At 44.3% G+C, this 23,146-nt stretch carries 19 protein-coding genes and 1 pseudogene; 17 read left to right on the top strand and 3 right to left on the bottom strand.

Annotated elements, in window-relative coordinates; translation table 11 throughout:
- Entirely contained in the window at positions 1-993 is a 993-nt protein-coding gene (gene asnA, locus AAC853_RS04875) for an aspartate--ammonia ligase (RefSeq protein ID WP_189758975.1), read from the bottom strand.
- Between the two features lie 165 nt (positions 994-1,158).
- On the opposite strand from asnA, the gene asnC reads away from it, so the two are divergent.
- From asnC to asd, 17 genes and pseudogenes are all read left to right on the top strand, one after another.
- Entirely contained in the window at positions 1,159-1,620 is a 462-nt protein-coding gene (asnC, locus tag AAC853_RS04870) for a transcriptional regulator AsnC (RefSeq protein WP_074018962.1), read from the top strand.
- A 91-nt stretch (positions 1,621-1,711) separates the two neighbouring features.
- Positions 1,712-2,152: an FMN-binding protein MioC gene (gene mioC / locus AAC853_RS04865; RefSeq protein ID WP_338883925.1), complete on the top strand. Its 441-nt coding sequence runs from the start codon at positions 1,712-1,714 to the stop codon at positions 2,150-2,152.
- 375 nt (positions 2,153-2,527) lie between these two features.
- The gene (mnmG, locus tag AAC853_RS04860) at positions 2,528-4,417 is read left to right on the top strand and encodes a tRNA uridine-5-carboxymethylaminomethyl(34) synthesis enzyme MnmG (protein WP_340613832.1); all 1,890 of its coding nucleotides are present in this window, start codon (positions 2,528-2,530) and stop codon (positions 4,415-4,417) included.
- Positions 4,418-4,428: 11 nt separating this feature from the next.
- Entirely contained in the window at positions 4,429-5,049 is a 621-nt protein-coding gene (gene rsmG, locus AAC853_RS04855; protein ID WP_189758977.1) for a 16S rRNA (guanine(527)-N(7))-methyltransferase RsmG, read from the top strand.
- A 610-nt stretch (positions 5,050-5,659) separates the two neighbouring features.
- Complete coding sequence (gene atpI, locus AAC853_RS04850; RefSeq protein ID WP_273560240.1) at positions 5,660-6,037, top strand: F0F1 ATP synthase subunit I; 378 nt, start codon at positions 5,660-5,662, stop codon at positions 6,035-6,037.
- A gap of 31 nt (positions 6,038-6,068) precedes the next feature.
- On the top strand, positions 6,069-6,893 hold the full coding sequence (atpB, locus tag AAC853_RS04845; protein WP_273560242.1) for a F0F1 ATP synthase subunit A: 825 nt from the start codon (positions 6,069-6,071) through the stop codon (positions 6,891-6,893).
- Positions 6,894-6,945: 52 nt separating this feature from the next.
- Complete coding sequence (gene atpE / locus AAC853_RS04840; RefSeq protein ID WP_045967711.1) at positions 6,946-7,185, top strand: F0F1 ATP synthase subunit C; 240 nt, start codon at positions 6,946-6,948, stop codon at positions 7,183-7,185.
- A gap of 58 nt (positions 7,186-7,243) precedes the next feature.
- Positions 7,244-7,714, top strand: a complete 471-nt coding sequence (gene atpF / locus AAC853_RS04835) for a F0F1 ATP synthase subunit B (RefSeq protein ID WP_047770880.1) — start codon at positions 7,244-7,246, stop codon at positions 7,712-7,714.
- Positions 7,715-7,726: 12 nt separating this feature from the next.
- Positions 7,727-8,260 carry a F0F1 ATP synthase subunit delta gene (atpH, locus tag AAC853_RS04830; protein ID WP_189758980.1) on the top strand — a complete coding sequence of 178 codons (534 nt, stop codon included), beginning with the start codon at positions 7,727-7,729 and terminating at the stop codon, positions 8,258-8,260.
- Positions 8,261-8,274: 14 nt separating this feature from the next.
- Positions 8,275-9,816 carry a F0F1 ATP synthase subunit alpha gene (gene atpA / locus AAC853_RS04825; protein WP_273560246.1) on the top strand — a complete coding sequence of 514 codons (1,542 nt, stop codon included), beginning with the start codon at positions 8,275-8,277 and terminating at the stop codon, positions 9,814-9,816.
- Between the two features lie 72 nt (positions 9,817-9,888).
- Positions 9,889-10,752 (top strand): F0F1 ATP synthase subunit gamma, encoded by an 864-nt coding sequence (gene atpG / locus AAC853_RS04820; protein ID WP_193851894.1) that lies wholly within the window; start codon positions 9,889-9,891, stop codon positions 10,750-10,752.
- A 34-nt stretch (positions 10,753-10,786) separates the two neighbouring features.
- A pseudogene (gene atpD, locus AAC853_RS04815) lies at positions 10,787-12,168 on the top strand (F0F1 ATP synthase subunit beta).
- A 21-nt stretch (positions 12,169-12,189) separates the two neighbouring features.
- The gene (locus AAC853_RS04810) at positions 12,190-12,612 is read left to right on the top strand and encodes a F0F1 ATP synthase subunit epsilon (RefSeq protein WP_045967700.1); all 423 of its coding nucleotides are present in this window, start codon (positions 12,190-12,192) and stop codon (positions 12,610-12,612) included.
- A gap of 143 nt (positions 12,613-12,755) precedes the next feature.
- Positions 12,756-14,156: a bifunctional UDP-N-acetylglucosamine diphosphorylase/glucosamine-1-phosphate N-acetyltransferase GlmU gene (gene glmU, locus AAC853_RS04805; RefSeq protein ID WP_338804118.1), complete on the top strand. Its 1,401-nt coding sequence runs from the start codon at positions 12,756-12,758 to the stop codon at positions 14,154-14,156.
- A gap of 121 nt (positions 14,157-14,277) precedes the next feature.
- Positions 14,278-16,107: a glutamine--fructose-6-phosphate transaminase (isomerizing) gene (gene glmS, locus AAC853_RS04800; RefSeq protein WP_340613831.1), complete on the top strand. Its 1,830-nt coding sequence runs from the start codon at positions 14,278-14,280 to the stop codon at positions 16,105-16,107.
- A 404-nt stretch (positions 16,108-16,511) separates the two neighbouring features.
- Positions 16,512-17,960, top strand: coding sequence for a flavin-containing monooxygenase (locus tag AAC853_RS04795; protein ID WP_340613830.1), 1,449 nt, complete (start codon positions 16,512-16,514; stop codon positions 17,958-17,960).
- Positions 17,961-18,151: 191 nt separating this feature from the next.
- Positions 18,152-19,273 carry an aspartate-semialdehyde dehydrogenase gene (gene asd, locus AAC853_RS04790; RefSeq protein WP_338883918.1) on the top strand — a complete coding sequence of 374 codons (1,122 nt, stop codon included), beginning with the start codon at positions 18,152-18,154 and terminating at the stop codon, positions 19,271-19,273.
- Between the two features lie 82 nt (positions 19,274-19,355).
- Here asd and AAC853_RS04785 read toward each other — a convergent pair whose 3' ends face one another.
- Positions 19,356-19,997: a hypothetical protein gene (locus AAC853_RS04785; protein WP_340613829.1), complete on the bottom strand. Its 642-nt coding sequence runs from the start codon at positions 19,995-19,997 to the stop codon at positions 19,356-19,358.
- A gap of 725 nt (positions 19,998-20,722) precedes the next feature.
- Entirely contained in the window at positions 20,723-23,146 is a 2,424-nt protein-coding gene (gene gyrB, locus AAC853_RS04780) for a DNA topoisomerase (ATP-hydrolyzing) subunit B (protein WP_338883916.1), read from the bottom strand.

Raw genomic sequence — 23,146 nt, 5'->3', positions numbered from 1 at the left:
TTACAGTACACCTTCAACGGATTCAATGATCTCAGGTGACCAAACACCGCACTGAACCTGACCGATATGTGCCATTTGCAGCAGCAACATCACCAAACGGGATTGCCCGATACCACCACCGATAGATTGTGGCATATCTCCCTTGATCAGAGCCTGGTGCCAATCATATTGCAGACGATCTTCATCACCAGTCAGTGCCAGCTGACGTTTTAACGTCTCTGCATCAACACGGATACCCATAGAAGATATTTCAAAGGCATCTTGTAAAACTGGGTTCCAAACAATAATGTCACCGTTTAAACCAAAGAAGCCATCACAGTTTGGTGTAGTCCAATCGTCATAATCCGGCGCACGTACATCGTGAGCCTGATCATCAGACAACTTACCGCCAATCCCCATCAGGAAAATAGCACCAAACTCTTTGGCAGCCTCACGTTCACGACCTTTCGCATCCAGACCAGGGTAACGTTTCAGAAGCTCTTCACTGTGGATAAAGTGAATTTGATCTGGCAGGAACGGTGCCAGACCAAATTCCTTACTTACCGCTTGTTGTGTTTCTTTTATTGCTTCGTAGATTTTACCTACTGTCTGTTTTAAATAGTCGAGTGAACGCTGACCTTCACCCATCACTTTTTCCCAATCCCACTGATCAACAAAGACAGAGTGGATAGGTGTCAAGCGATCTTCATCAGGACGCAGAGCTTTCATGTGAGTATACAATCCTTGTTCAGATTGAAAACCAAAGCGACCTAATGTCTTACGTTTCCATTTCGCCAGAGAATGAACCACTTCAAAGGTGTCGTCCGGCAACGTTTTCACTTTCACCTGAACTGCTTTTTCATGGCCAGATAAGTTGTCCTGAGTACCATCACCAAGACGGCTCAAAATAGGACCTTGAACTTCGATTAAGCCAAGTTTTTTCTCTAACAGACGGGAAAAGTATGATTTAACAAAACTAATCTGCTGTTGTTTTTCAATAAAGGATGTTTTCATGATGCAACTCTCAAAATTTTTAGTAGCCCTGTGACCCGTTGATATAGATTAAGCAACAAAATGAGGTACAAATTCAATATCTGATAATAAAAATATTGTATAAGATTTATAAATGATAATTTTTACACTATAAAAATGAATATTATTCAAAAACAGGGGTTAAAAATGGCGGAAATTTATCAGATCGATAATTTAGACCGTGACATACTTCACGCTTTAATGGAGAACGCACGTACACCTTACGCAGAATTAGCCAAAAAATTCGCAGTAAGCCCGGGAACCATTCATGTCCGCGTAGAAAAAATGAAACAATCAGGGATCATTACGGGGACTCGAGTCGATATCAGCGCCAAACAACTGGGGTTTGATGTGTGCTGCTTTATCGGCATCATATTGAAAAGCGCCAAAGACTATCCGGCAGCATTGAAGAAACTCGATATGCTTGATGAAGTCGTTGAAGTTTACTACACCACAGGGCACTACAGCATTTTCATTAAAGTCATGTGCCGATCCATTGAAGCTCTTCAAGATGTACTTATCAACAAGATCCAGACGATTGACGAAATCCAGTCAACAGAAACGTTGATCTCCCTGCAAAATCCGATAATGAGGACAATAAAACCTTAAAGCAAAAAATCAGTTAACCACATTATCCACAGGTAGATCCCAGTAGATTCACTACGTACAATAGTTATTCTTTAATTTAGCAAGGATCATGATGAGCACAATAACCTTAATCAGTGGCAGCACAATGGGTAGCGCCGAATACGTTGCTGAACATATCGCTGAGATCTTAGAAAATGATGGCTTTTCAACAGAGATATTTCATGGTCCCTCATTGGAAGATCTTCCACTTGAAGGATTATGGCTTGTGATCACTTCCACTCATGGGGCAGGGGACTTACCTGATAATCTCCAGCCTCTGGCAGATGAGATCACCCAACAGCAACCGGATCTCAGTAATATCACATTTGGTGCCGTTGGTATCGGCAGTTCCGAATATGACACCTTCTGTGGCGCGATAAGATCACTGGAACGTTTATTGGAAGATCACGGAGCAAAACGGATCGGCGATCGATTGGAAATCGACATTCTGCAACATGAAATTCCCGAAGATCCGGCTGAAGAATGGGTCAAAGAGTGGGCAAAGTTACTCTGATCCGATTAAAAATATAACGATCAGCTGTGGATAACTTGTCTGAAAAGCAGGGGTTAACCCGTAGTTATCCATTTAACAACTGAGTTTAAATCGAGTGGCTGTGAATAACTAGGCTTTTAGATCCCAGCTTATCCTGAGCTGGATCACGGATCATTCACAGCAAATGATCCTTTACAGCATTATGATCTTTATATGGAAAATCCACTTATCCACAGATGATCGTGATCCTAATAAAAGATCCAATAAAGAGATCTTTAAATAAAAAGATCTTATTTTAAAGAATGATGATCTCTCACCTCTTGGTCTGAGGTCCAAACTTGAGTAGAATTCTCTCCCTGATGCATATGAAGCATTCTCACTATTGAAGGTTCGCACATGTTTTATCCAGATCACTTTGACGTCATCATTATCGGCGGGGGTCATGCCGGTACTGAAGCGGCGATGGCCTCCGCACGTATGGGGCGTCAAACCTTACTACTGACTCACAATATTGATACTTTGGGCCAGATGTCATGTAATCCAGCCATTGGTGGGATCGGTAAAGGGCATCTGGTAAAAGAGATCGATGCACTTGGTGGCCTAATGGCAAAAGCCACGGATCAAGCCGGTATTCAGTTTAGAACACTCAATGCCAGCAAAGGCCCAGCTGTTCGAGCAACACGAGCACAAGCGGATCGAGTACTTTACCGACAAGCTGTAAGAACAGCACTGGAAAATCAACCTAACTTAATGATCTTCCAGCAACCCGTTGAAGATCTCATTGTTGAAAACGACACTGTTACCGGTGTTGTTACTCGTATGGGATTGAAATTTAAAGCTAAATCTGTAGTCCTGACAGTAGGAACTTTCCTTGATGGAAAAATTCACATCGGATTAGAAAACTACAGTGGAGGACGAGCAGGTGATCCTCCTGCGATCTCATTGTCCCATCGTTTACGTGAACTGCCTCTGCGCGTAGCTCGCTTGAAAACAGGCACACCACCTCGCATTGATGCACGTACCATTGATTTTAGCCAGCTTGAACAACAACTAGGTGATAACCCGACACCTGTATTTTCATTCATGGGTAATGTCGATCAACACCCACGGCAGATCCCGTGCTATATCACACATACCAATGAAAAAACCCATGAAGTGATCCGCAATAACTTGGATCGCAGTCCAATGTATGCGGGGATCATTGAAGGGATCGGCCCTCGTTATTGTCCTTCCATCGAAGACAAAGTTATGCGTTTTGCGGATCGTAACGCTCACCAGATCTTCCTGGAACCCGAAGGATTGACCAGTAACGAAATCTATCCAAATGGTATTTCTACCAGTTTGCCATTTGATGTTCAGATGCAAATTGTTCACTCCATGAAAGGCATGGAAAATGCCCGTATTATTCGCCCTGGCTATGCGATCGAATACGACTTTTTCGATCCACGTGATTTAAAACAAACACTGGAAAGTAAATTTATTCACGGTCTGTTCTTTGCTGGTCAGATCAATGGTACTACTGGGTATGAAGAAGCAGCAGCGCAAGGATTACTGGCTGGTCTTAACGCAGCACGCTATGCTTATGGTGAAGAAGGTTGGTTCCCACGCCGTGATCAGGCTTATATTGGCGTCTTGGTCGATGATCTATGCACACTTGGCACTAAAGAGCCTTACCGCATGTTCACCTCCCGTGCTGAATATCGTTTGATGCTGCGTGAAGACAATGCGGATCTTCGACTGACTGAACAAGGCCGCCAACTTGGTTTGGTAGATGATCTCCGTTGGGAACATTACTGCCGCAAATTTGAAATGATCGAACAGGAACGCCAGCGCCTGCGTAATATCTGGGTACATCCTCACTCTGATAACTTAGAGGATATCAACCAGATGCTAAAAACACCGCTGTCAAAAGAAGCCAACGGTGAAGATTTGCTGCGCCGCCCTGAGATGAATTATGAATTGTTAACGTCGTTACCTCGTTTTTCACCTGGGCTGACTGAGCCTCAGGCTGCGGATCAGGTTGAAATTCAAGTGAAATATGAAGGCTATATTGCCCGTCAGCAAGAAGAGATCGAAAAACAGTTACGTAATGAAAATACCGCATTACCTGTTGATTTGGATTATCAACAAGTGAGCGGGCTTTCCAATGAAGTTATTGCAAAACTGAATGACCATAAACCAAGTTCAATTGGCCAGGCTTCGCGGATTTCAGGCATCACTCCAGCCGCAATTTCTATTTTGCTGGTATGGCTGAAAAAACAAGGTCTATTGCGTCGTAGCGCTTAAGGGGACAGATTTTGCTTAACAAATTGGAATCGCTGCTGGCGAAAACTGACATTAAGTTATCACTGCTACAAAAACAGCAGCTCATTGCCTATGTTGATATGCTGAATAAATGGAACAAGGCTTATAACCTGACATCTGTCCGTGATCCAAAACAGATGTTGGTTCGGCATATTATGGATAGCATTGTTGTTAATCCATTCCTGCATGGAACGCGTTTTATTGACGTTGGAACTGGCCCTGGCTTGCCAGGCATTCCACTGGCAATTGTACGTCCAGATTCCCATTTCACTTTATTGGATAGTTTGGGAAAACGCGTTCGTTTTTTGCGCCAGGTTCAACATGAATTAGGCTTGACCAATATTGAGCCGGTACAGAGTCGGGTTGAAGAATTTATTCCTGAACCTCTTTTTGATGGGGTGATTAGCCGTGCATTTGCTTCACTGCAAGATATGCTGTCATGGTGCAACCATCTTCCTAAACCACGTGAAGGGCGTTTTTATGCTTTGAAAGGTGTACTGCCAGAAGATGAATTGACTCAATTGCCAACAGGGATTGTGCTCGACACGGTTGTTCCTCTCCAAGTCACAGAGTTAGATGAACAGCGTCATCTGGTAATACTTAAGTCAAACTAACTTTGCTATTTGTCAATAAAAATCTAAATAATTAGTGACGTCAACGACATTTAAAATGTAACGGGCGTTACTAATTCTTCTCTTCCATGGATTCAACTTTATTTACTGATGATTTACAGAAAACCAACGTAATGTTTATATTGGTAGAATTTCTCTTTTCAAAGATTGCTATCGATTTTCTTTATAAATAAATTTTAGAGAAAGTGAAAAAATAGTCATTTAAACTTTTTTATCGATATATCAGATAAAACTTCACAGATGTAATATTAATATTTTGATTTTCGATAAAAAAAATAAAATATTTTTATCACATATTTAATGATAAATATAATTAATGGGTTTTGTTTAATGTGATGTATATCACGTTTAATTTAGAGGTCATACCATTAATCATTGCAGAATATTAAATAGTATTTGTGAGCGATCTAGCACCAAAGTTAGAAATTTAAATAATTATTCACTTTTTCGCTACTTATGGATTGAATTCATTTTGGCTGCCCGTATAATTTGCACGTTTTTGTCACTTGACACTCTTAAGCAAAGCCAGTTTTATACAACATTCAGCAAAGCCTGATATGTGATGGTGTACCACAGGGAGAAAACAAAAGTCATGTCTGTATCCCTTTACAGCGGTAGAATGGCACTGAAACTGTTATTTTTGCAGTTAATGACTTTTGTTATTCTCAGTGTAGCTTTTTGTACCAAAAGTATAGAGTGGGGCGCTTCTGCTTTTGCTGGTGGGCTAGCATGTTGGCTACCAAATGCCATTTTTATGCTGCTTAGCCGCTTCCAAAAGGTAAAAGAAGAAGGCGTTCCAGTACGTATTGCATGGTTTTTCGCGATTAGCGAAGGGGTGAAGGTTATCATTACGATAACCGTGCTGATAGTCGCTTTAGGGGTGTTCAAGGCGGCATTTGCACCACTTGGTGTGGCCTATTTAGCGGTGCTGATTGTGCAGATCATCGCACCTGCCGTAATGAACGGTTAGCGTTTTTAACAACAAAAGGGTAAAAAGCATCATGTCTGCATCAGGAGAAGTTTCAACTTCGGAGTACATAAGTCATCACCTGAAGCACCTTCAGTTGGACTTGCGTACCTTTGAGTTGGTCAATCCCCACGCTAGTGGTTATGAGCCGACGTTCTGGACGTTAAATATCGACTCGCTTTTTTTCTCCATCGTATTAGGGATGTTGTTTCTATTTGTATTCAGAAGAGTCGCGGTTCGCGCCACTGACGGCGTTCCGGGCAAATTTCAGACTGCAATAGAAATGGTAATCGGCTTCGTTGATAACACCGTGCGTGATATGTATCACGGCAAGAGCAAAGTGATAGCTCCTCTGGCTTTGACTGTGTTCGTCTGGGTGTTACTCATGAACGCATTGGATTTGCTGCCAATCGATTTAATTCCTCTAATCGGTGAACACTACTTCGGCTTGCCTGCGCTGCGTATTGTTCCAACCGCAGACGTCAGTGTCACTTTGTCGATGGCCCTCGGTGTTTTTGTCCTCATTCTGTTCTACAGCATTAAGATGAAAGGAATTCGTGGTTTTGCGAAGGAGCTGACATTACAGCCTTTCAATCATCCACTCTTTATTCCAATTAACTTAATCTTGGAAGGGGTCAGCTTGCTGTCTAAACCTATATCACTCGGTCTGCGACTGTTTGGTAATATGTATGCTGGCGAATTGATCTTTATTCTTATTGCGGCCCTTCTACCGTGGGGAGCACAGTGGTTACTCAGCCTGCCTTGGGCGATTTTCCACATACTGATTATTACGTTACAAGCCTTTATTTTCATGGTTCTGACGATTGTTTATCTGTCGATGGCATCTGAAGAGCATTAATTTTTTATCAATCAATAATTGTGTTTTAACTTGAAACAAACTGGAGACTGTCATGGATATAAACATGGATCTGCTGTACATAGCTGCCGCTATTCTGATGGGTTTGGCGGCTATCGGTGCTGCGATCGGTATCGGCATCCTCGGGGGTAAATTCCTGGAAGGCGCTGCTCGCCAACCTGATCTAATTCCTCTGCTGCGTACGCAGTTCTTTATCGTCATGGGCCTGGTTGACGCCATCCCGATGATTGCTGTGGGCCTGGGCTTGTTTATGATGTTCGCTGTTGGCGGTTAATAAGATAGCAGAACTTAAAATTACGCCAATTCATTAATTGAAATAGAGGTATTGTGTCGTGAATATTAACGCAACAATCCTCGGCCAGGCCTTAGCGTTTGTCCTGTTTGTTTTGTTCTGCATGAAGTATGTATGGCCACCAATCATGGCGGCCATTGAAAAACGTCAGAAAGAGATTGCTGACGGTTTGGCTTCAGCAGAGCGTGCCAAAAAGAACCTGGACTTAGCGCAAGCCAATGCGACCGACCAACTGAAAAAAGCGAAAGCTGATGCACAAGTTATCATTGAGCAGGCTAATAAACAAAAAGCCCAAATTATTGATGATGCGAAAGCAGAAGCAGAGCTGGAACGTAACAGAATTGTGGCGCAAGCTCATGCTGAAATTGAAGCTGAACGCAAGCGCGCACGTGAAGAGTTACGTAAACAGGTTGCGATGTTGGCTATCGCAGGTGCCGAGAAAATCATCGAACGTTCCGTGGATGAAGCTGCTAACAGCGACATCGTTGATAAACTGGTCGCTGAACTGTAAGGAGGGAGGGGCATGTCTGAATTTGCTACGGTAGCTCGCCCCTACGCCAAAGCAGCTTTTGACTTTGCTGTAGAACACCAATCGCTCGAACACTGGCAGAACATGCTGGCGTTCATTGCTGAGGTTACTCGCAACGAGCAGGTTGGTGAGCTGCTTTCCGGTTCATTAGCACCGGAAACGTTAGCCAAAACCTTCATCACCCTTTGTGGTGAGCAGGTTGATGAGCATGCTCAGAACTTTATTCGTGTAATGGCAGAAAATGGTCGCTTGCTGGTACTGCCAGAAGTCTTCCGGCAATTTATCCAATTGCGTGCGTCACTTGAATCGACTATCAATGTTGAAGTGATTTCTGCGACCGAACTGAATGAGCAGCAGCAGGCTAAAATTTCTGCGGCGATGGAAAAACGTCTGTCACGCAAAGTGAAGCTGAATTGCAAAATTGACAAGTCTGTTATTGCCGGTGTGATTCTCCGTGCGGGTGATATGGTAATAGATGGCAGTATTCGTGGCCGTCTGGATCGTTTAACAGACGTCTTGCAGTCTTAAGGGGACTGGAGCATATGCAACTGAATTCCACCGAAATCAGCGAACTGATCAAACAGCGTATTGCTCAGTTCAATGTCGTGAGCGAAGCTCACAATGAAGGTACGATTGTTTCCGTTAACGACGGTATCATTCGTATCCATGGTTTAGCTGATGTCATGCAGGGTGAAATGCTTTCCCTGCCTGGCAACCGTTACGCAATTGCACTGAACCTGGAGCGCGACTCTGTAGGTGCGGTTGTGATGGGTCCGTATTCTGACTTGGCCGAAGGCATGAAAGTCAAATGTACTGGCCGTATTTTGGAAGTGCCTGTTGGTCGTGGTTTGCTGGGACGTGTTGTTAACACACTGGGCGAACCCATTGACGGCAAGGGCGCTATTGAGAACGACGGTTTCTCACCGGTAGAAGTTATCGCACCAGGGGTTATCGATCGCCAATCCGTTGACCAGCCTGTCCAGACAGGTTACAAATCTGTTGATGCCATGATCCCAATCGGCCGTGGCCAGCGTGAGCTGATCATCGGTGACCGTCAGACCGGTAAAACTGCTCTGGCTATTGATGCGATTATCAACCAGCGTAATTCTGGTATCAAATGTGTCTACGTTGCGATTGGTCAGAAAGCCTCTACCATTGCTAACGTCGTTCGTAAATTGGAAGAACACGGCGCACTGGAAAACACCATCGTTGTTGTTGCATCCGCTTCTGAATCTGCGGCCCTGCAATATCTGGCACCTTACTCTGGTTGCGCGATGGGTGAATATTTCCGTGATCGCGGTGAAGATGCCTTGATTGTTTACGATGATCTGTCTAAACAGGCTGTAGCATACCGTCAGATTTCCCTGTTGTTGCGTCGTCCACCTGGACGTGAAGCATACCCTGGTGACGTATTCTATTTGCACTCCCGCTTGCTGGAGCGTGCAGCGCGTGTTAACGCTGAATACGTTGAAAAATTCACTCATGGTGAAGTGAAGGGTAAAACCGGTTCTCTGACTGCGCTGCCAATCATTGAAACTCAGGCGGGTGACGTTTCTGCGTTCGTACCAACAAACGTTATTTCTATCACAGATGGACAGATCTTCCTTGAATCTTCTCTGTTTAACTCAGGTATCCGTCCAGCGGTTAACCCAGGGATTTCCGTATCCCGTGTAGGTGGTGCTGCTCAGACTAAGATCATCAAGAAACTGTCTGGTGGTATTCGTACCGCTCTGGCTCAGTACCGTGAACTGGCGGCATTCTCCCAGTTTGCTTCTGATCTGGATGATGCAACGCGTAAGCAGTTGGATCATGGTCAGAAAGTGACTGAGTTGTTGAAACAGAAACAGTATCAGCCGATGTCCATTGCACAGCAGGCTCTGTCTCTGTTTGCTGCTGAACGTGGTTATCTGGAAGATATCGAAATCGCAAAAGTGGTCAGTTTCGAAGCTGCGCTGTTGGCATATGCTAACCGTGAACATGCTGATCTTCTGAAAGAGATTGACCAGTCTGGTGATTACAATGGAGAGATCGAAGCGAAGCTGAAAGCTCTGTTGGAATCCTTCAAGGCGACTCAGTCCTGGTAACACTATTCGGCCCAGTTTGATTCTATTTAACGAAAAAACTTGGGCCGTCTGGTTGAATTCGGAGAAGCAGAAATGGCCGGCGCAAAAGAGATACGTACCAAAATCGCCAGTGTGCAGAACACGCAAAAAATCACTAAAGCGATGGAGATGGTCGCCGCGTCCAAAATGCGTAAAACGCAGGATCGCATGGCGGCCAGCCGTCCTTATGCAGAAACCATTCGCAATGTGATTGGACACCTTGCGTTAGGTAATCTGGAATACAAACATCCATACCTTGAAGAGCGCGAAGTGAAGCGTGTTGGGTACGTGGTTGTTTCGACTGACCGTGGTTTATGTGGCGGTTTGAACATTAACGTGTTCAAAAAATTGCTGATAGAAATGAAAGACTGGTCTGATAAAAACGTTCAAGTTGATTTGGCGCTTATTGGATCAAAAGCGGTTTCCTTCTTTTCTTCTGTTGGTGGCAACATTGTTGCTCAAGTAACAGGGATGGGAGATAACCCGTCATTATCCGAACTGATCGGGCCAGTCCACGTCATGATGCAAGCATATGACGAAGGGCGTCTGGATAAACTGTATATAGTGACAAACAAGTTCATGAATACAATGTCTCAGGTTCCGACGATCACTCAGTTATTGCCTCTGCCAGCCGGAGACGATGAAACACTGAAGAAGAAGTCTTGGGACTATCTGTATGAACCTGATCCTAAGGCGTTGTTGGATACCCTGCTGCGTCGCTATATAGAATCGCAAGTTTATCAGGGCGTCGTTGAAAACCTGGCTAGTGAACAGGCCGCACGAATGGTAGCGATGAAAGCCGCAACCGATAACGGTGGCAACCTGATCAAAGAGTTGCAGTTGGTTTACAACAAGGCTCGTCAGGCCAGCATCACTCAGGAACTCACCGAAATCGTTTCGGGTGCTTCTGCGGTTTAACAGCTAGGTTTACGAATTACGTAGAGGATTCAAGATGGCTACTGGAAAGATTATCCAGGTAATCGGCGCCGTAGTGGACGTCGAATTCCCTCAGGACAGCGTACCAAAAGTATACGATGCCCTTGAGGTTAAAAACGGTGAAGAGAAACTGGTGCTGGAAGTTCAGCAGCAGTTAGGTGGTGGTATCGTCCGTTGTATCGCAATGGGGACCTCCGATGGCCTGCGCCGTAATTTGGACGTGACTGATTTAGGACACCCAATCGAAGTACCAGTGGGTAAAGCGACACTGGGCCGTATCATGAACGTATTGGGCGATCCAATTGACATGAAAGGTGAGATTGGCGAAGAAGAGCGTTGGTCAATCCACCGTACAGCACCATCCTATGAAGAGTTATCTAACTCTCAGGAACTGCTGGAAACCGGTATCAAAGTTATGGATTTGATCTGCCCATTCGCGAAGGGGGGAAAGTTGGTCTGTTCGGTGGTGCTGGTGTAGGTAAAACCGTTAACATGATGGAGCTGATCCGTAACATCGCGATCGAGCACTCAGGTTACTCTGTATTTGCCGGTGTTGGTGAGCGTACCCGTGAAGGTAACGACTTCTATCATGAAATGACCGATTCAAACGTATTGGATAAAGTATCTCTGGTATACGGTCAGATGAATGAGCCACCAGGAAACCGTCTGCGTGTTGCGTTGACCGGTTTGACGATGGCGGAAAAATTCCGTGATGAAGGCCGTGACGTTTTGCTGTTCGTTGATAACATTTACCGTTATACCCTGGCAGGGACAGAAGTATCTGCACTGTTAGGTCGTATGCCATCAGCGGTAGGTTATCAGCCAACGTTGGCAGAAGAGATGGGTGCTCTGCAAGAGCGTATCACCTCAACGAAAACAGGCTCTATCACCTCCGTACAGGCTGTTTACGTTCCTGCGGATGACTTGACTGACCCATCACCTGCGACAACCTTTGCTCACTTGGATGCAACCGTCGTATTGAGCCGTCAGATCGCCTCTCTGGGTATTTACCCTGCGGTTGATCCACTGGACTCAACCAGCCGTCAGCTTGACCCACTGGTTGTTGGTCAAGAGCACTATGACGTGGCTCGTGGTGTTCAGTCCATCCTGCAACGTTATCAGGAGCTGAAAGACATCATCGCCATTCTGGGTATGGACGAACTGTCTGAAGAAGACAAACTGGTTGTGGCGCGTGCTCGTAAGATCCAGCGCTTCCTGTCTCAGCCATTCTTCGTTGCAGAAGTCTTCACCGGTTCACCAGGTAAATTTGTTCCTCTGAAAGACACTATCCGTGGCTTCAAAGGTATCCTGGAAGGTGATTATGACCACCTGCCAGAGCAGGCGTTCTACATGGTTGGTACCATCGAAGAAGCTGTGGAAAAAGCGAAAAAGCTTTAATACGGCTGACGGGAGGTTGATATGGCTGCAATGACGTTCTCCCTGAACGTAGTCAGTGCTGAAAAACAGATGTTTGAAGGACTGGTACAGAAAATTCAGGTGACAGGTAGTGAAGGTGAGTTGGGGATCTATCCTCAACACACACCACTACTGACTGCCATAAAACCGGGCATGATACGTATTGTTAAGCAGTTTGGTGAAGAAGAATTTATCTACCTGTCAGGTGGTATTCTTGAAGTTCAGCCAAATGGCGTTATCGTACTGGCCGATACAGCGATCCGTGGTAAGGATTTGGACGAAGCTAAAGTGCTTGAAGCCAAGCGCAAGGCGGAAGAACACATCCGTAATTCTCACGGCGATGTTGATTATGCTCAGGCATCTGCTGAATTGTCGAAAGCGATCGCGAAACTTCGTGTTATCGAATTGACAAAAAAAATGATGTAATAAATACCCAAAGGGTATAGGCAGTTAGATGAGAAGCCAGTTGGTGAAAACTAACTGGCTTTTTTGCATTGCGAAATATGTGGCAATTTATTTCGCAAACAGGTTTACTTTCATACTTAAAAATTGGGATTGTCAGGTTTCTTATGTCTGTAATTGCAAATAATGACAACGCAAATAATATCGGTACAAAAAGTGTCGTGATCCTTGCCGCAGGCAAGGGAACTCGCATGTATTCCGCACTTCCTAAAGTTCTGCACTTGCTGGCCGGTAAACCGATGGTTCAGCATGTTATCGATACCGCAATGGAGTTGGGCGCCCAAAATGTTCACCTGGTTTATGGGCATGGTGGTGATTTGATGAAACAAGCACTTTCCAGCCAGGATTTGAACTGGGTACTGCAAGCTGAACAGCTTGGGACAGGCCATGCTATGCAGCAAGCGGCTCCGCATTTTTCGGATGATGAAGATATTCTGATTCTTTACGGTGATGTGCCCTTGATTGGTAAAGATACCTTGGCGCGTCTGATTGAAGCTAAGCCAGAAGGTGGAATCGGTTTATTAACTGCCATTTTGGATAATCCAACGGGCTATGGTCGTATCATTCGTGAAAATGGTGAAGTGACGGGTATTATCGAACAGAAAGATGCAACGGAAGAACAGCGTAAAATCAACGAGATTAACACGGGTATTTTGGTGGCGAATGGCGGTGATTTGAAACGTTGGTTATCCAGGCTGGAAAACAATAACGCACAGGGCGAATATTACCTGACTGATGTTATTGCGCTTGCACACAAAGAAGGCCGTCAAATCAAAGCGGTACACCCAAGCCGTTTAAGTGAAATGGAAGGGGTAAACAATCGTTTGCAACTTTCTGCCCTGGAACGGATTTACCAGTCTGAGCAAGCGGAAAAATTACTGCTGGCGGGCGTTATGTTGTTAGATCCTGCCCGTTTTGATTTGCGTGGAACATTAGAACATGGCCGTGATGTGGTCATTGATACCAATGTGATTATTAAAGGCCATGTCACACTGGGAAATAATGTTCAGATCGGTTCTGGTTGTATCCTAAAAAATTGTGTTATTGGTGATGGGGCAGTGATTGACCCTTATACTATCATCGAAGATTCTGAAATTGCGGCTGAGTGCACTATTGGGCCTTTTGCCCGTTTACGCCCTGGCTCCAAATTGGCGGAAAAAGCTCATGTTGGCAATTTCGTTGAAATGAAAAAATCCTCACTTGGCAAAGGTTCCAAGGCAGGCCACCTGACTTATCTTGGTGACTCTGAAATTGGCAATAATGTAAATATTGGTGCGGGCACCATTACTTGTAATTATGATGGCGCCAATAAATTTAAAACCATCATTGGTGATGATGTTTTTGTTGGTTCTGACACTCAGCTTGTTGCGCCAGTTACGGTCGCGAAAGGTGCGACGATTGGTGCCGGAACCACAGTAACAAAAAACGTTGCTGAGAATGATTTAGTTATCAGTCGCGTAAAGCAAACTCATATTAAAAACTGGCAGCGTCCAGTGAAGAAAAAATAATTAAGATATATCCATAATAAAAATCCCCATCTCTACAAAGCTCGGGGACGGCAAAGCCGAAACGCAATCAGGTTGGCGACATAAAAGGGCTTCATCGCCCTGTTTTTGGGAATAAAACAAAATGTGTGGAATTGTTGGTGCAGTAGCACAACGGGATATTGCAGAAATACTGATCGAAGGTCTTCGTCGCCTGGAGTATCGTGGTTATGACTCTGCGGGTATAGCTGTTGTTGACAGTGAAAACCGCATGACCCGCCTGCGCGAAGTGGGTAAAGTACAGATGCTGGCTGATGAAGTAGATAAACAGCCTGTCATTGGTGGAACAGGGATTGCCCATACTCGTTGGGCGACTCACGGTGAACCCAGCGAGCGCAATGCTCATCCTCATGCTTCTGAACATATTGCTGTTGTGCATAATGGCATTATTGAAAACCACGAAGAACTGCGCGAAGAATTAAAAGTGCGTGGTTACACCTTCGCTTCTGATACAGATACAGAAACCATTGCCCATCTTGTTCACTGGGAGCAGCAACAAGGCGGTTCACTGCTGGAAGTGGTGCAGCGTGTGATCCCACAATTACGTGGCGCTTATGGCACCGTAATTATGGACAGCCGTCACCCTGATGTGCTGGTTGCTGCGCGCTCTGGCAGCCCATTGGTCATTGGCTTAGGTGTGGGTGAAAACTTCCTGGCATCTGACCAATTGGCATTACTGCCAGTGACTCGCCGCTTTATTTATCTGGAAGAGGGTGATATTGCAGAAATCACTCGCCGTACCGTTCGTATCTTTGATGTACAGGGCGAAGCGGTTGAGCGCGAACAAATTGAATCTAACGTTCAGTACGATGCCGGCGATAAAGGTGTATACCGCCATTACATGCAGAAAGAGATTTACGAGCAACCAATGGCGATCAAAAGCACATTGGAAAGCCGTTTGAGCAATGGTCAAGTAAATCTGTCAGAACTAGGCGCTAATGCTGCGGAATTACTGTCCCAAGTTGAGCATATCCAAATCGTTGCCTGCGGTACTTCCTACAATGCAGGTATGGTTTCGCGTTACTGGTTCGAATCACTGGCAGGTATCCCATGTGATGTTGAAATTGCTTCTGAATTCCGTTACCGCAAGCCAGCGTGTCGTAAAGGAAGCCTGCTGATCACCCTGTCCCAATCTGGTGAAACGGCTGATACCTTGGCTGCCTTGCGTTTGTCCAAAGAACTCGGTTATCTGACTTCGTTGACCATCTGTAACGTTGTCGGTTCCTCTTTGGTACGTGAATCTGAATTTGCCCTGATGACCAAAGCAGGGGCAGAAATCGGCGTGGCATCCACCAAAGCCTTTACCACCCAGCTAACTGTATTGCTGATGCTGGTGGCTTATATGGGACGTCTGAAAGGTGTGGATACAGCACTGGAACAAGATATTGTTCATGCCTTACATGCTCTGCCAAGCCGTATTGAAAGCATGTTGTCTAAAGACAAGTTGATTGAAGCATTGGCAGAAGATTTCTCTGAAAAACATCATGCCCTGTTCCTTGGCCGTGGCGATCAATACCCGATCGCGGTTGAAGGTGCGCTGAAACTGAAAGAGATCTCCTACATTCATGCAGAAGCCTACGCAGCCGGTGAATTGAAACATGGCCCGTTGGCACTGATTGATGCGGATATGCCGGTTATTATCGTTGCACCGAACAACGAACTACTGGAAAAACTGAAATCTAACATTGAAGAAGTTCGTGCCCGTGGCGGTTTGTTGTATGTCTTTGCCGATCAGGATGCAGGTTTCACTAACAGCGAAAACATGAAGATCATCTCTCTGCCACATGTAGAAGAGTTGATCGCACCGATCTTCTATACCGTGCCACTGCAATTGCTGTCTTACCATGTTGCCTTGATCAAAGGTACGGATGTGGATCAGCCGAGGAATTTGGCTAAATCGGTGACGGTGGAGTGAGAGCCACCAATTTTGGTGTAAAAAAGCTTTAAACTTTCTAAATCCGGTTATGCGTAAGCTAACCGGATTTTTTCGTAAGAGAATAATCGCAGTACATAGAATGTTAACGATAATAAAATGTATAAAACAAATCTGATAAATCTCTTACTCAAACGTCCAGTCCTCAACTCTTAATCCATCCACTCTATTAAATTATTAGTTACAACAATTAACCCTTTGCTTCTAGCATGACAAATATTAATCAAATTCTAAAGTCGTCCGTGATACCTCCCAATTCCAATCATTAACGTCCTGATACTCCCCCCACATAAATGCAAATGGTTGCTCCTGCAAATAGAAAATAACATGACATCTTGAACAAACCGCTTATCTGGTTAAGAGGATCTTTTTGCAGGAGAAGCAACATGAGTCACCATTATGATGTTTTAGTTATAGGCGCTGGAGTTTCTGGTATTGGTATGGCGTGTCATTTGGCAAGGGAATGTCCCAATAAAAAAGTGGGGATCTTAGAACGTCGCCATAATATAGGGGGAACTTGGGATTTATTTCGCTATCCAGGTATTCGTACAGATTCGGATATGATGAGCTACGGCTATAAATTCCGTCCTTGGACAGATACCAGTATTTTTGCTGATGGATCTTCAATTAGGCGCTATCTCCATTCAGTAGCAACAGAATATGAAGTTGATAAGAAAATACAGTTCGGGTTGAGAATCACTCAAACTGACTGGTCAAATGAAACTTGCCAATGGACTGTTACTGCAATTGATGAAGCCACTGAAGAAACCCGGCAATTTACCTGCCATTTTCTTATCATGGCGACAGGTTACTACAACTATGATGAACCTCATTTACCCAAGTTTCCCGGTCTTGCAGATTTCAAAGGCCCAATCATTCATCCTCAATATTGGCCCGAAGAATTGGACTATAAAGGAAAGCGAGTCGTTGTGATTGGAAGTGGCGCAACCGCGGTCACTTTACTGCCGGCAATGGCTAACGATACTGAACATATCACCATGCTACAGCGTTCTCCTGGCTACATTTTATCAATACCAGGAAGAGATAAGATGGCAGAATTGCTAAAGGGCGTTATTCCCCAACGTTGGATTTACACGTTAAGTAAAAATCGCAATATCTTATTTTTCAGTTCGTTGTATAAGATAAGTCGGTATTTTCCCAACCTGCTCAGATCGTTTTTATTGGGTCTGGCTCGCAGAAAGGTTGGTTCTGGTTTTGACATGAAACACTTGACGCCAAAGTACATGCCATGGGATGAACGATTGTGTTTTGTTCCCGACAGTAACCTGTTTAAGGTACTGAAAGAAGGCAAAGCGTCTATTGTTACCGATCAGATTGAACGTATTACTGCAAATGGTATTTTGTTGCAATCTGGTAAGGAATTACCCGCAGATATCATAGTGACAGCGACGGGGCTGAAATTACATCTTATGGGGGGAATAGAACTTTTTATTGATGGACAAAAGCCACAAAGTCATAGCCAATTGTTATATAAGGGAACATTGGTACAGGACGTTCCTAATTTTGCTTATCTGGTTGGCTATATCAATAATGCCTGGACATTAAAAATTGATCTCTCAGCTGAATATATTTGTCGTTTATTAAATGAGATGGATCGCCGCCATGCCAAGATTGTCACACCACATGCGCAACCCAATGAAGTCGTGGTTAATGAGCATATTTTTGGTGCCTTGCGTTCAGGTTATGTGAGACGTGGTGAATCTGGTCTTCCTCGTCAGGGACGTAGCCAAAATTGGCATGTTTCACATGATTACAAAAAGGATAAAGAGGTATTTGGGCAATCTATTAATGATACGGCATTACGGTGGAAGTAAATTTTAACTAACGATTTGTGATGAGCCACTTCTTAGCAGGGAAAATCTCAATATAGATTAAAAATGGCAGACACATCGCTTTAAAAGTTCTAGTGCTGTAGCTCATAAATATACTTGCACCTTTTACCATATTTTGTCAGTTTTAATGCTATCAGTGGTATCTGATGAACATCTTTTAAGGCAGGGTAAATATGAGTAAGAGTGTAGGTTTTATCGGTTGGCGCGGTATGGTCGGCTCAGTATTGATGCAGCGGATGATAGAAGAGCGAGATTTTGACGAAATAAATCCGGTTTTCTTCACAACCTCCCAACACGGGCTTCCAGCCCCGCAGTTTACAATAAATCGCACAGGAACATCAGGCATCTTACAGGATGCTTTTGATATTGATGCGCTGGGTGCGCTGGATATTATCATTAGTTGTCAGGGGGGGGATTATACTAATGAAATCTACCCTAAACTGAGAGCCACTGGCTGGCAGGGATATTGGATCGATGCTGCTTCTGCACTGCGTATGAATGATGATGCTGTCATTATTCTTGATCCTGTCAACCATCAACATATTCAAAATAGCTTAAATAAAGGCACCAAAACCTTTGTTGGCGGTAATTGTACGGTTAGCTTGATGCTGATGTCATTGGGCGGATTGTTTGCCAATGATTTGATCGAGTGGGCATCGGTATCAAGCTATCAGGCGGCTTCTGGCGGTGGCGCTCGCCATATGCGTGAACTGCTGGTGCAAATGGGTATGCTGCATAATCAGGTGGCTGAGGAGCTACAAAATCCTGCTTGCGCGATTTTGGATATTGAAAAACGTGTAACGGATTTTACCCGCAGTGGTGCATTGCCAACTGACCAGTTTGGTGTTCCTTTGGCTGGAAGCTTAATTCCGTGGATTGATAAGCAACTGGAAAATGGACAGAGTCGCGAAGAATGGAAAGGCCAGGCCGAAACCAACAAGATCTTGAACACGGGTAATAACGTGATCACGATTGATGGCTTGTGTGTCCGTATTGGGGCATTACGTTGTCATAGCCAGGCATTTACCCTGAAATTAAAAAAAGATATCCCGATCCATGAAATTGAAACATTACTGGCTTCCCATAATGATTGGGTACGCGTTATTCCAAATGATCGCGAATTAACGATGCGAGAGTTAACACCGGCGGCGGTGACTGGCACGTTAAATACACCAGTAGGGCGTCTACGTAAGTTGAATATGGGGCCAGAATATTTATCTGCCTTTACGGTGGGCGATCAGTTGTTATGGGGAGCTGCAGAGCCTTTGCGCCGTATGTTGCGTATTTTGCTGTAGAAAAGAGTTAAGTTTTTATATTGGTTGAGAATAATGCCGCCACTCAATAGAGATATTGGCGGCATTAATTATTTTTTGGCTTTTAGCGAACGGTTGTACCCAATGTTAACGTGACACAACGAATAAACTCGGTACTGACACCTTTGCGGTTTTCAAGGTCTATAACTGATGTTGTATGGTATTTTGGACAGATTTCATAAAGCAATTCAGGTGATATATCTGCCCCCAGAGATTTAAGCACTGCAGAAGCTGTTTCTGGCCTAAAATTCATTCGGGCTTCATAGGCGGGAAGTGCATTACGGATTTTCTGGAATATCTCTTGATTTTCATCCAGAATTGTTTCCAGATTACTGTCATTAATATGGGACAAAGCATGATCAAAATCTGTCACACCGCGAAGTGCGAGAAGACTAATATCCATATTATGTTTGGTAGCAAGTGATTCAGTGCCTGTTTGGGATTGAATTTTTGCATAGTTGAGTGACTTAATTTCATGATGAATTTTACTGGCTACTTCTGGAATAAAACCAACAGCCAGAGCAATATTTTCAATTTCATCATGAGTTAATGCGAACATGACACCTTCCCATGAATCGGTCAGCTCCATTGCCTTAGCACGGAGAGCATTGGCATTGTCGGATATACGATTTAGCTCATTTTGACTCACCATCTCAGCATCAATAATATGAGGTTTGGTGGATGTTTGGTCTGTGAATTTTTGCATGATCTTCTCCTAAGTGACATTACTATATAACAGGTAAATATCTTCTACGGATAATGATACAGCTTCCGATAAATCGGACGAGATGAATGGGTTTGGATATTAATTAACTTTATCCGTCATCCATTGTCAATAATTTTTTAAGGCGGCCATTGTTCAGGTTTTGTTATATTGAATATGCTGAAATAATAAATATATAAATTAAAGAAGTTATACGTATTGAACTTCAAGTTGCATTTGCAACACTCTATGAAACCTGATATTTACCCGCGAAGCGGGGAAATATCACACGCATCTTGAAGTTAGATTGGTATATATTTTTTGTGAAAAATAGATTTACTATTTTTATTGGATTAACAGAATGTAAAGGGATATAAAATAATAGTCTAATAATAGGGGGAGATATATATTAAGAGATAGGATCTGTTTATGAATAGTTAATTTTTAATTTACCTGTATCATGGGGATATATTTATTTTATATTATCCATCAGGTTTATATTTATAGATTATTATAATATTTTATTTTTCTGGTGGAGATAAAACAATTATTTTTCAAGTTGCAGATTTGTTGTCTGCAACTTGAAATTGATTAGGTATATACGCATTAAACTTCAAGCTGCAATTTACAACACGATATGAAACCTGATATCTCCCCGCTTTCGCGGAGAGATATCACTCGCATCTTGAAGTTAGATTGGTATAGTTCTGTAAATAGTTTCGGGAATATCAGATATCAATATTCGCCGCTTTCAAGGCATTCTCTTCAATAAATGCCCGGCGAGGTTCAACCGCATCCCCCATCAGAGTCGTGAACAGTTGGTCAGTTGCAATGGCATCTTTCACGGTTACACGCATCATGCGACGGGTTTCTGGGTTCATGGTTGTCTCCCACAACTGTTCAGGATTCATCTCTCCCAGACCTTTATAGCGTTGGACGGCAAGACCACGGCGTGACTCTTTAGTCAGCCATTCCAGAGCTTGTTCAAAGCTGCTGACTGCCTGACGACGTTCACCACGTTCGCCACGTTCGATGTATGCACCTTCCTCAATCAAATTCCCAATCAATTCACCCAGTTTGGTAATGCGGCGATATTCGCCACCGTGGATAAAGTCGAAATCCAGATTGTAGTTAGTATCAACACCATGTGTACGAATGCACAGAATGGGTTCGAAAATTTGGCGTTCACGGTTCTCATGGATTTGATAGCTGTAAGTGCTGCCATTTTGCTCTTTGTCATTCAGACGAATAGCCAGTGAGCTTACCCACTCTTCCACTTTTGCCTGATCGTTCAAAGCATCTTCGGTCAGTTTAGGGTGGTAAATCAGGTTGTTTAGCAGGGCCTGCGGATACAGACGCTCCATGCGACGGATGATTTTCTGAGCGGCATTGAATTCAGCTACCAATTTTTCCAACGCTTCCCCTTTCAGGGCTGGTGCATGTGGATTGGTATACAACGCTGCGCCATCCAATGCGATAGACATCAGGTAAGCTTCCATTGCATCATCATCTTTGATGTATTGTTCTTGCTTACCTTTTTTCACTTTATACAGTGGTGGCTGGGCGATGTAGACATAACCGCGCTCAATGATTTCCGGCATCTGGCGATAGAAGAATGTCAGCAACAGAGTACGGATGTGCGATCCGTCAACGTCAGCATCGGTCATGATGATAATGCTGTGATAACGCAGCTTGTCTGGGTTGTATTCATCGCGGCCAATGCCACAGCCCAGGGCCGTGATCAAAGTGGCGACTTCCTGTGAAGAGAGCATTTTATCAAAGCGTGCTTTCTCAACGTTCAGGATCTTACCTTTCAATGGCAAGATAGCTTGATTCTTACGGTTGCGTCCTTGTTTTGCAGAACCGCCCGCAGAATCACCCTCCACCAAGTAGAGTTCGGACAGGGCTGGATCGCGCTCCTGGCAGTCAGCTAGTTTTCCCGGCAATCCGGCCAGATCCAGTGCACCTTTACGACGGGTCATCTCGCGAGCCTTACGTGCTGCTTCACGGGCGCGGGCTGCATCAATGATTTTGCCGACGACAGTTTTGGCATCGTTCGGGTTTTCCAGCAGGTATTCCACCAGCTTCTCATTCATCAGGGTTTCAACCACGGTTTTCACTTCGGAAGAAACCAACTTGTCTTTGGTCTGTGAAGAGAATTTAGGATCAGGCACTTTAACGGAAATCACCGCAATCAGGCCTTCACGAGCATCATCACCTGTCGCGCTGACTTTGGATTTTTTGTTGTAGCCCTCTTTGTCCATGTAGCTATTGAGGGTACGGGTCATCGCAGTACGGAAACCAACTAAATGGGTTCCCCCGTCGCGCTGGGGAATGTTGTTGGTGAAGCAGTAAATATTTTCCTGGAAACCGTCATTCCATTGCATGGAAATTTCAACACCAATGCCATCTTTTTCGGTACAGAAATAGAAGACATTTGGGTGAATTGGGTTTTTATTACGGCTCAGGAATTCAACAAACGCTTTTATTCCCCCTTCATAGTGAAAGAGATCTTCGGTATTTGTACGTTTGTCGACTAAACGAATGGCAACACCGGAGTTGAGGAATGATAATTCACGCAGGCGCTTGGCCAGAATCTCGAATTCGAACTCAGTGTTAATCTTAAACGTATCCATACTTGGCCAGAAACGGACAGTCGTTCCTGTCTGCTCAGTATCACCGACGACTTTCAATGGTGACTGTGGCACGCCCAGACAATAGGTTTGTTCGTGAACCTTACCGTCACGGCGGATAGTCAGTTCCAGTTTTTCCGATAAGGCGTTAACAACAGAAACCCCCACGCCATGCAGACCACCGGAAACTTTATAGGAGTTATCATCGAATTTACCCCCCGCATGCAGCACAGTCATGATGACTTCTGCTGCTGAAACACCTTCTTCTTCGTGTATGTCGGTCGGAATACCGCGGCCATCATCCTGCACAGAAACGGAATTATCTGCGTGGATAGTGACAGTTATTTTGTCACAATGACCTGCGAGGGCTTCGTCGATAGCGTTATCAACAACCTCGAAGACCATGTGGTGCAGGCCAGTACCATCATCGGTATCACCGATATACATGCCTGGACGTTTACGGACGGCATCCAGCCCTTTTAATACCTTGATACTTGAGGAGTTATATGTATTCGACAT

Source organism: Xenorhabdus thailandensis, from assembly GCF_037996785.1.
Classification (GTDB): domain Bacteria; phylum Pseudomonadota; class Gammaproteobacteria; order Enterobacterales; family Enterobacteriaceae; genus Xenorhabdus; species Xenorhabdus griffiniae.
This window is presented reverse-complemented; position numbering and strand designations above follow the sequence as displayed.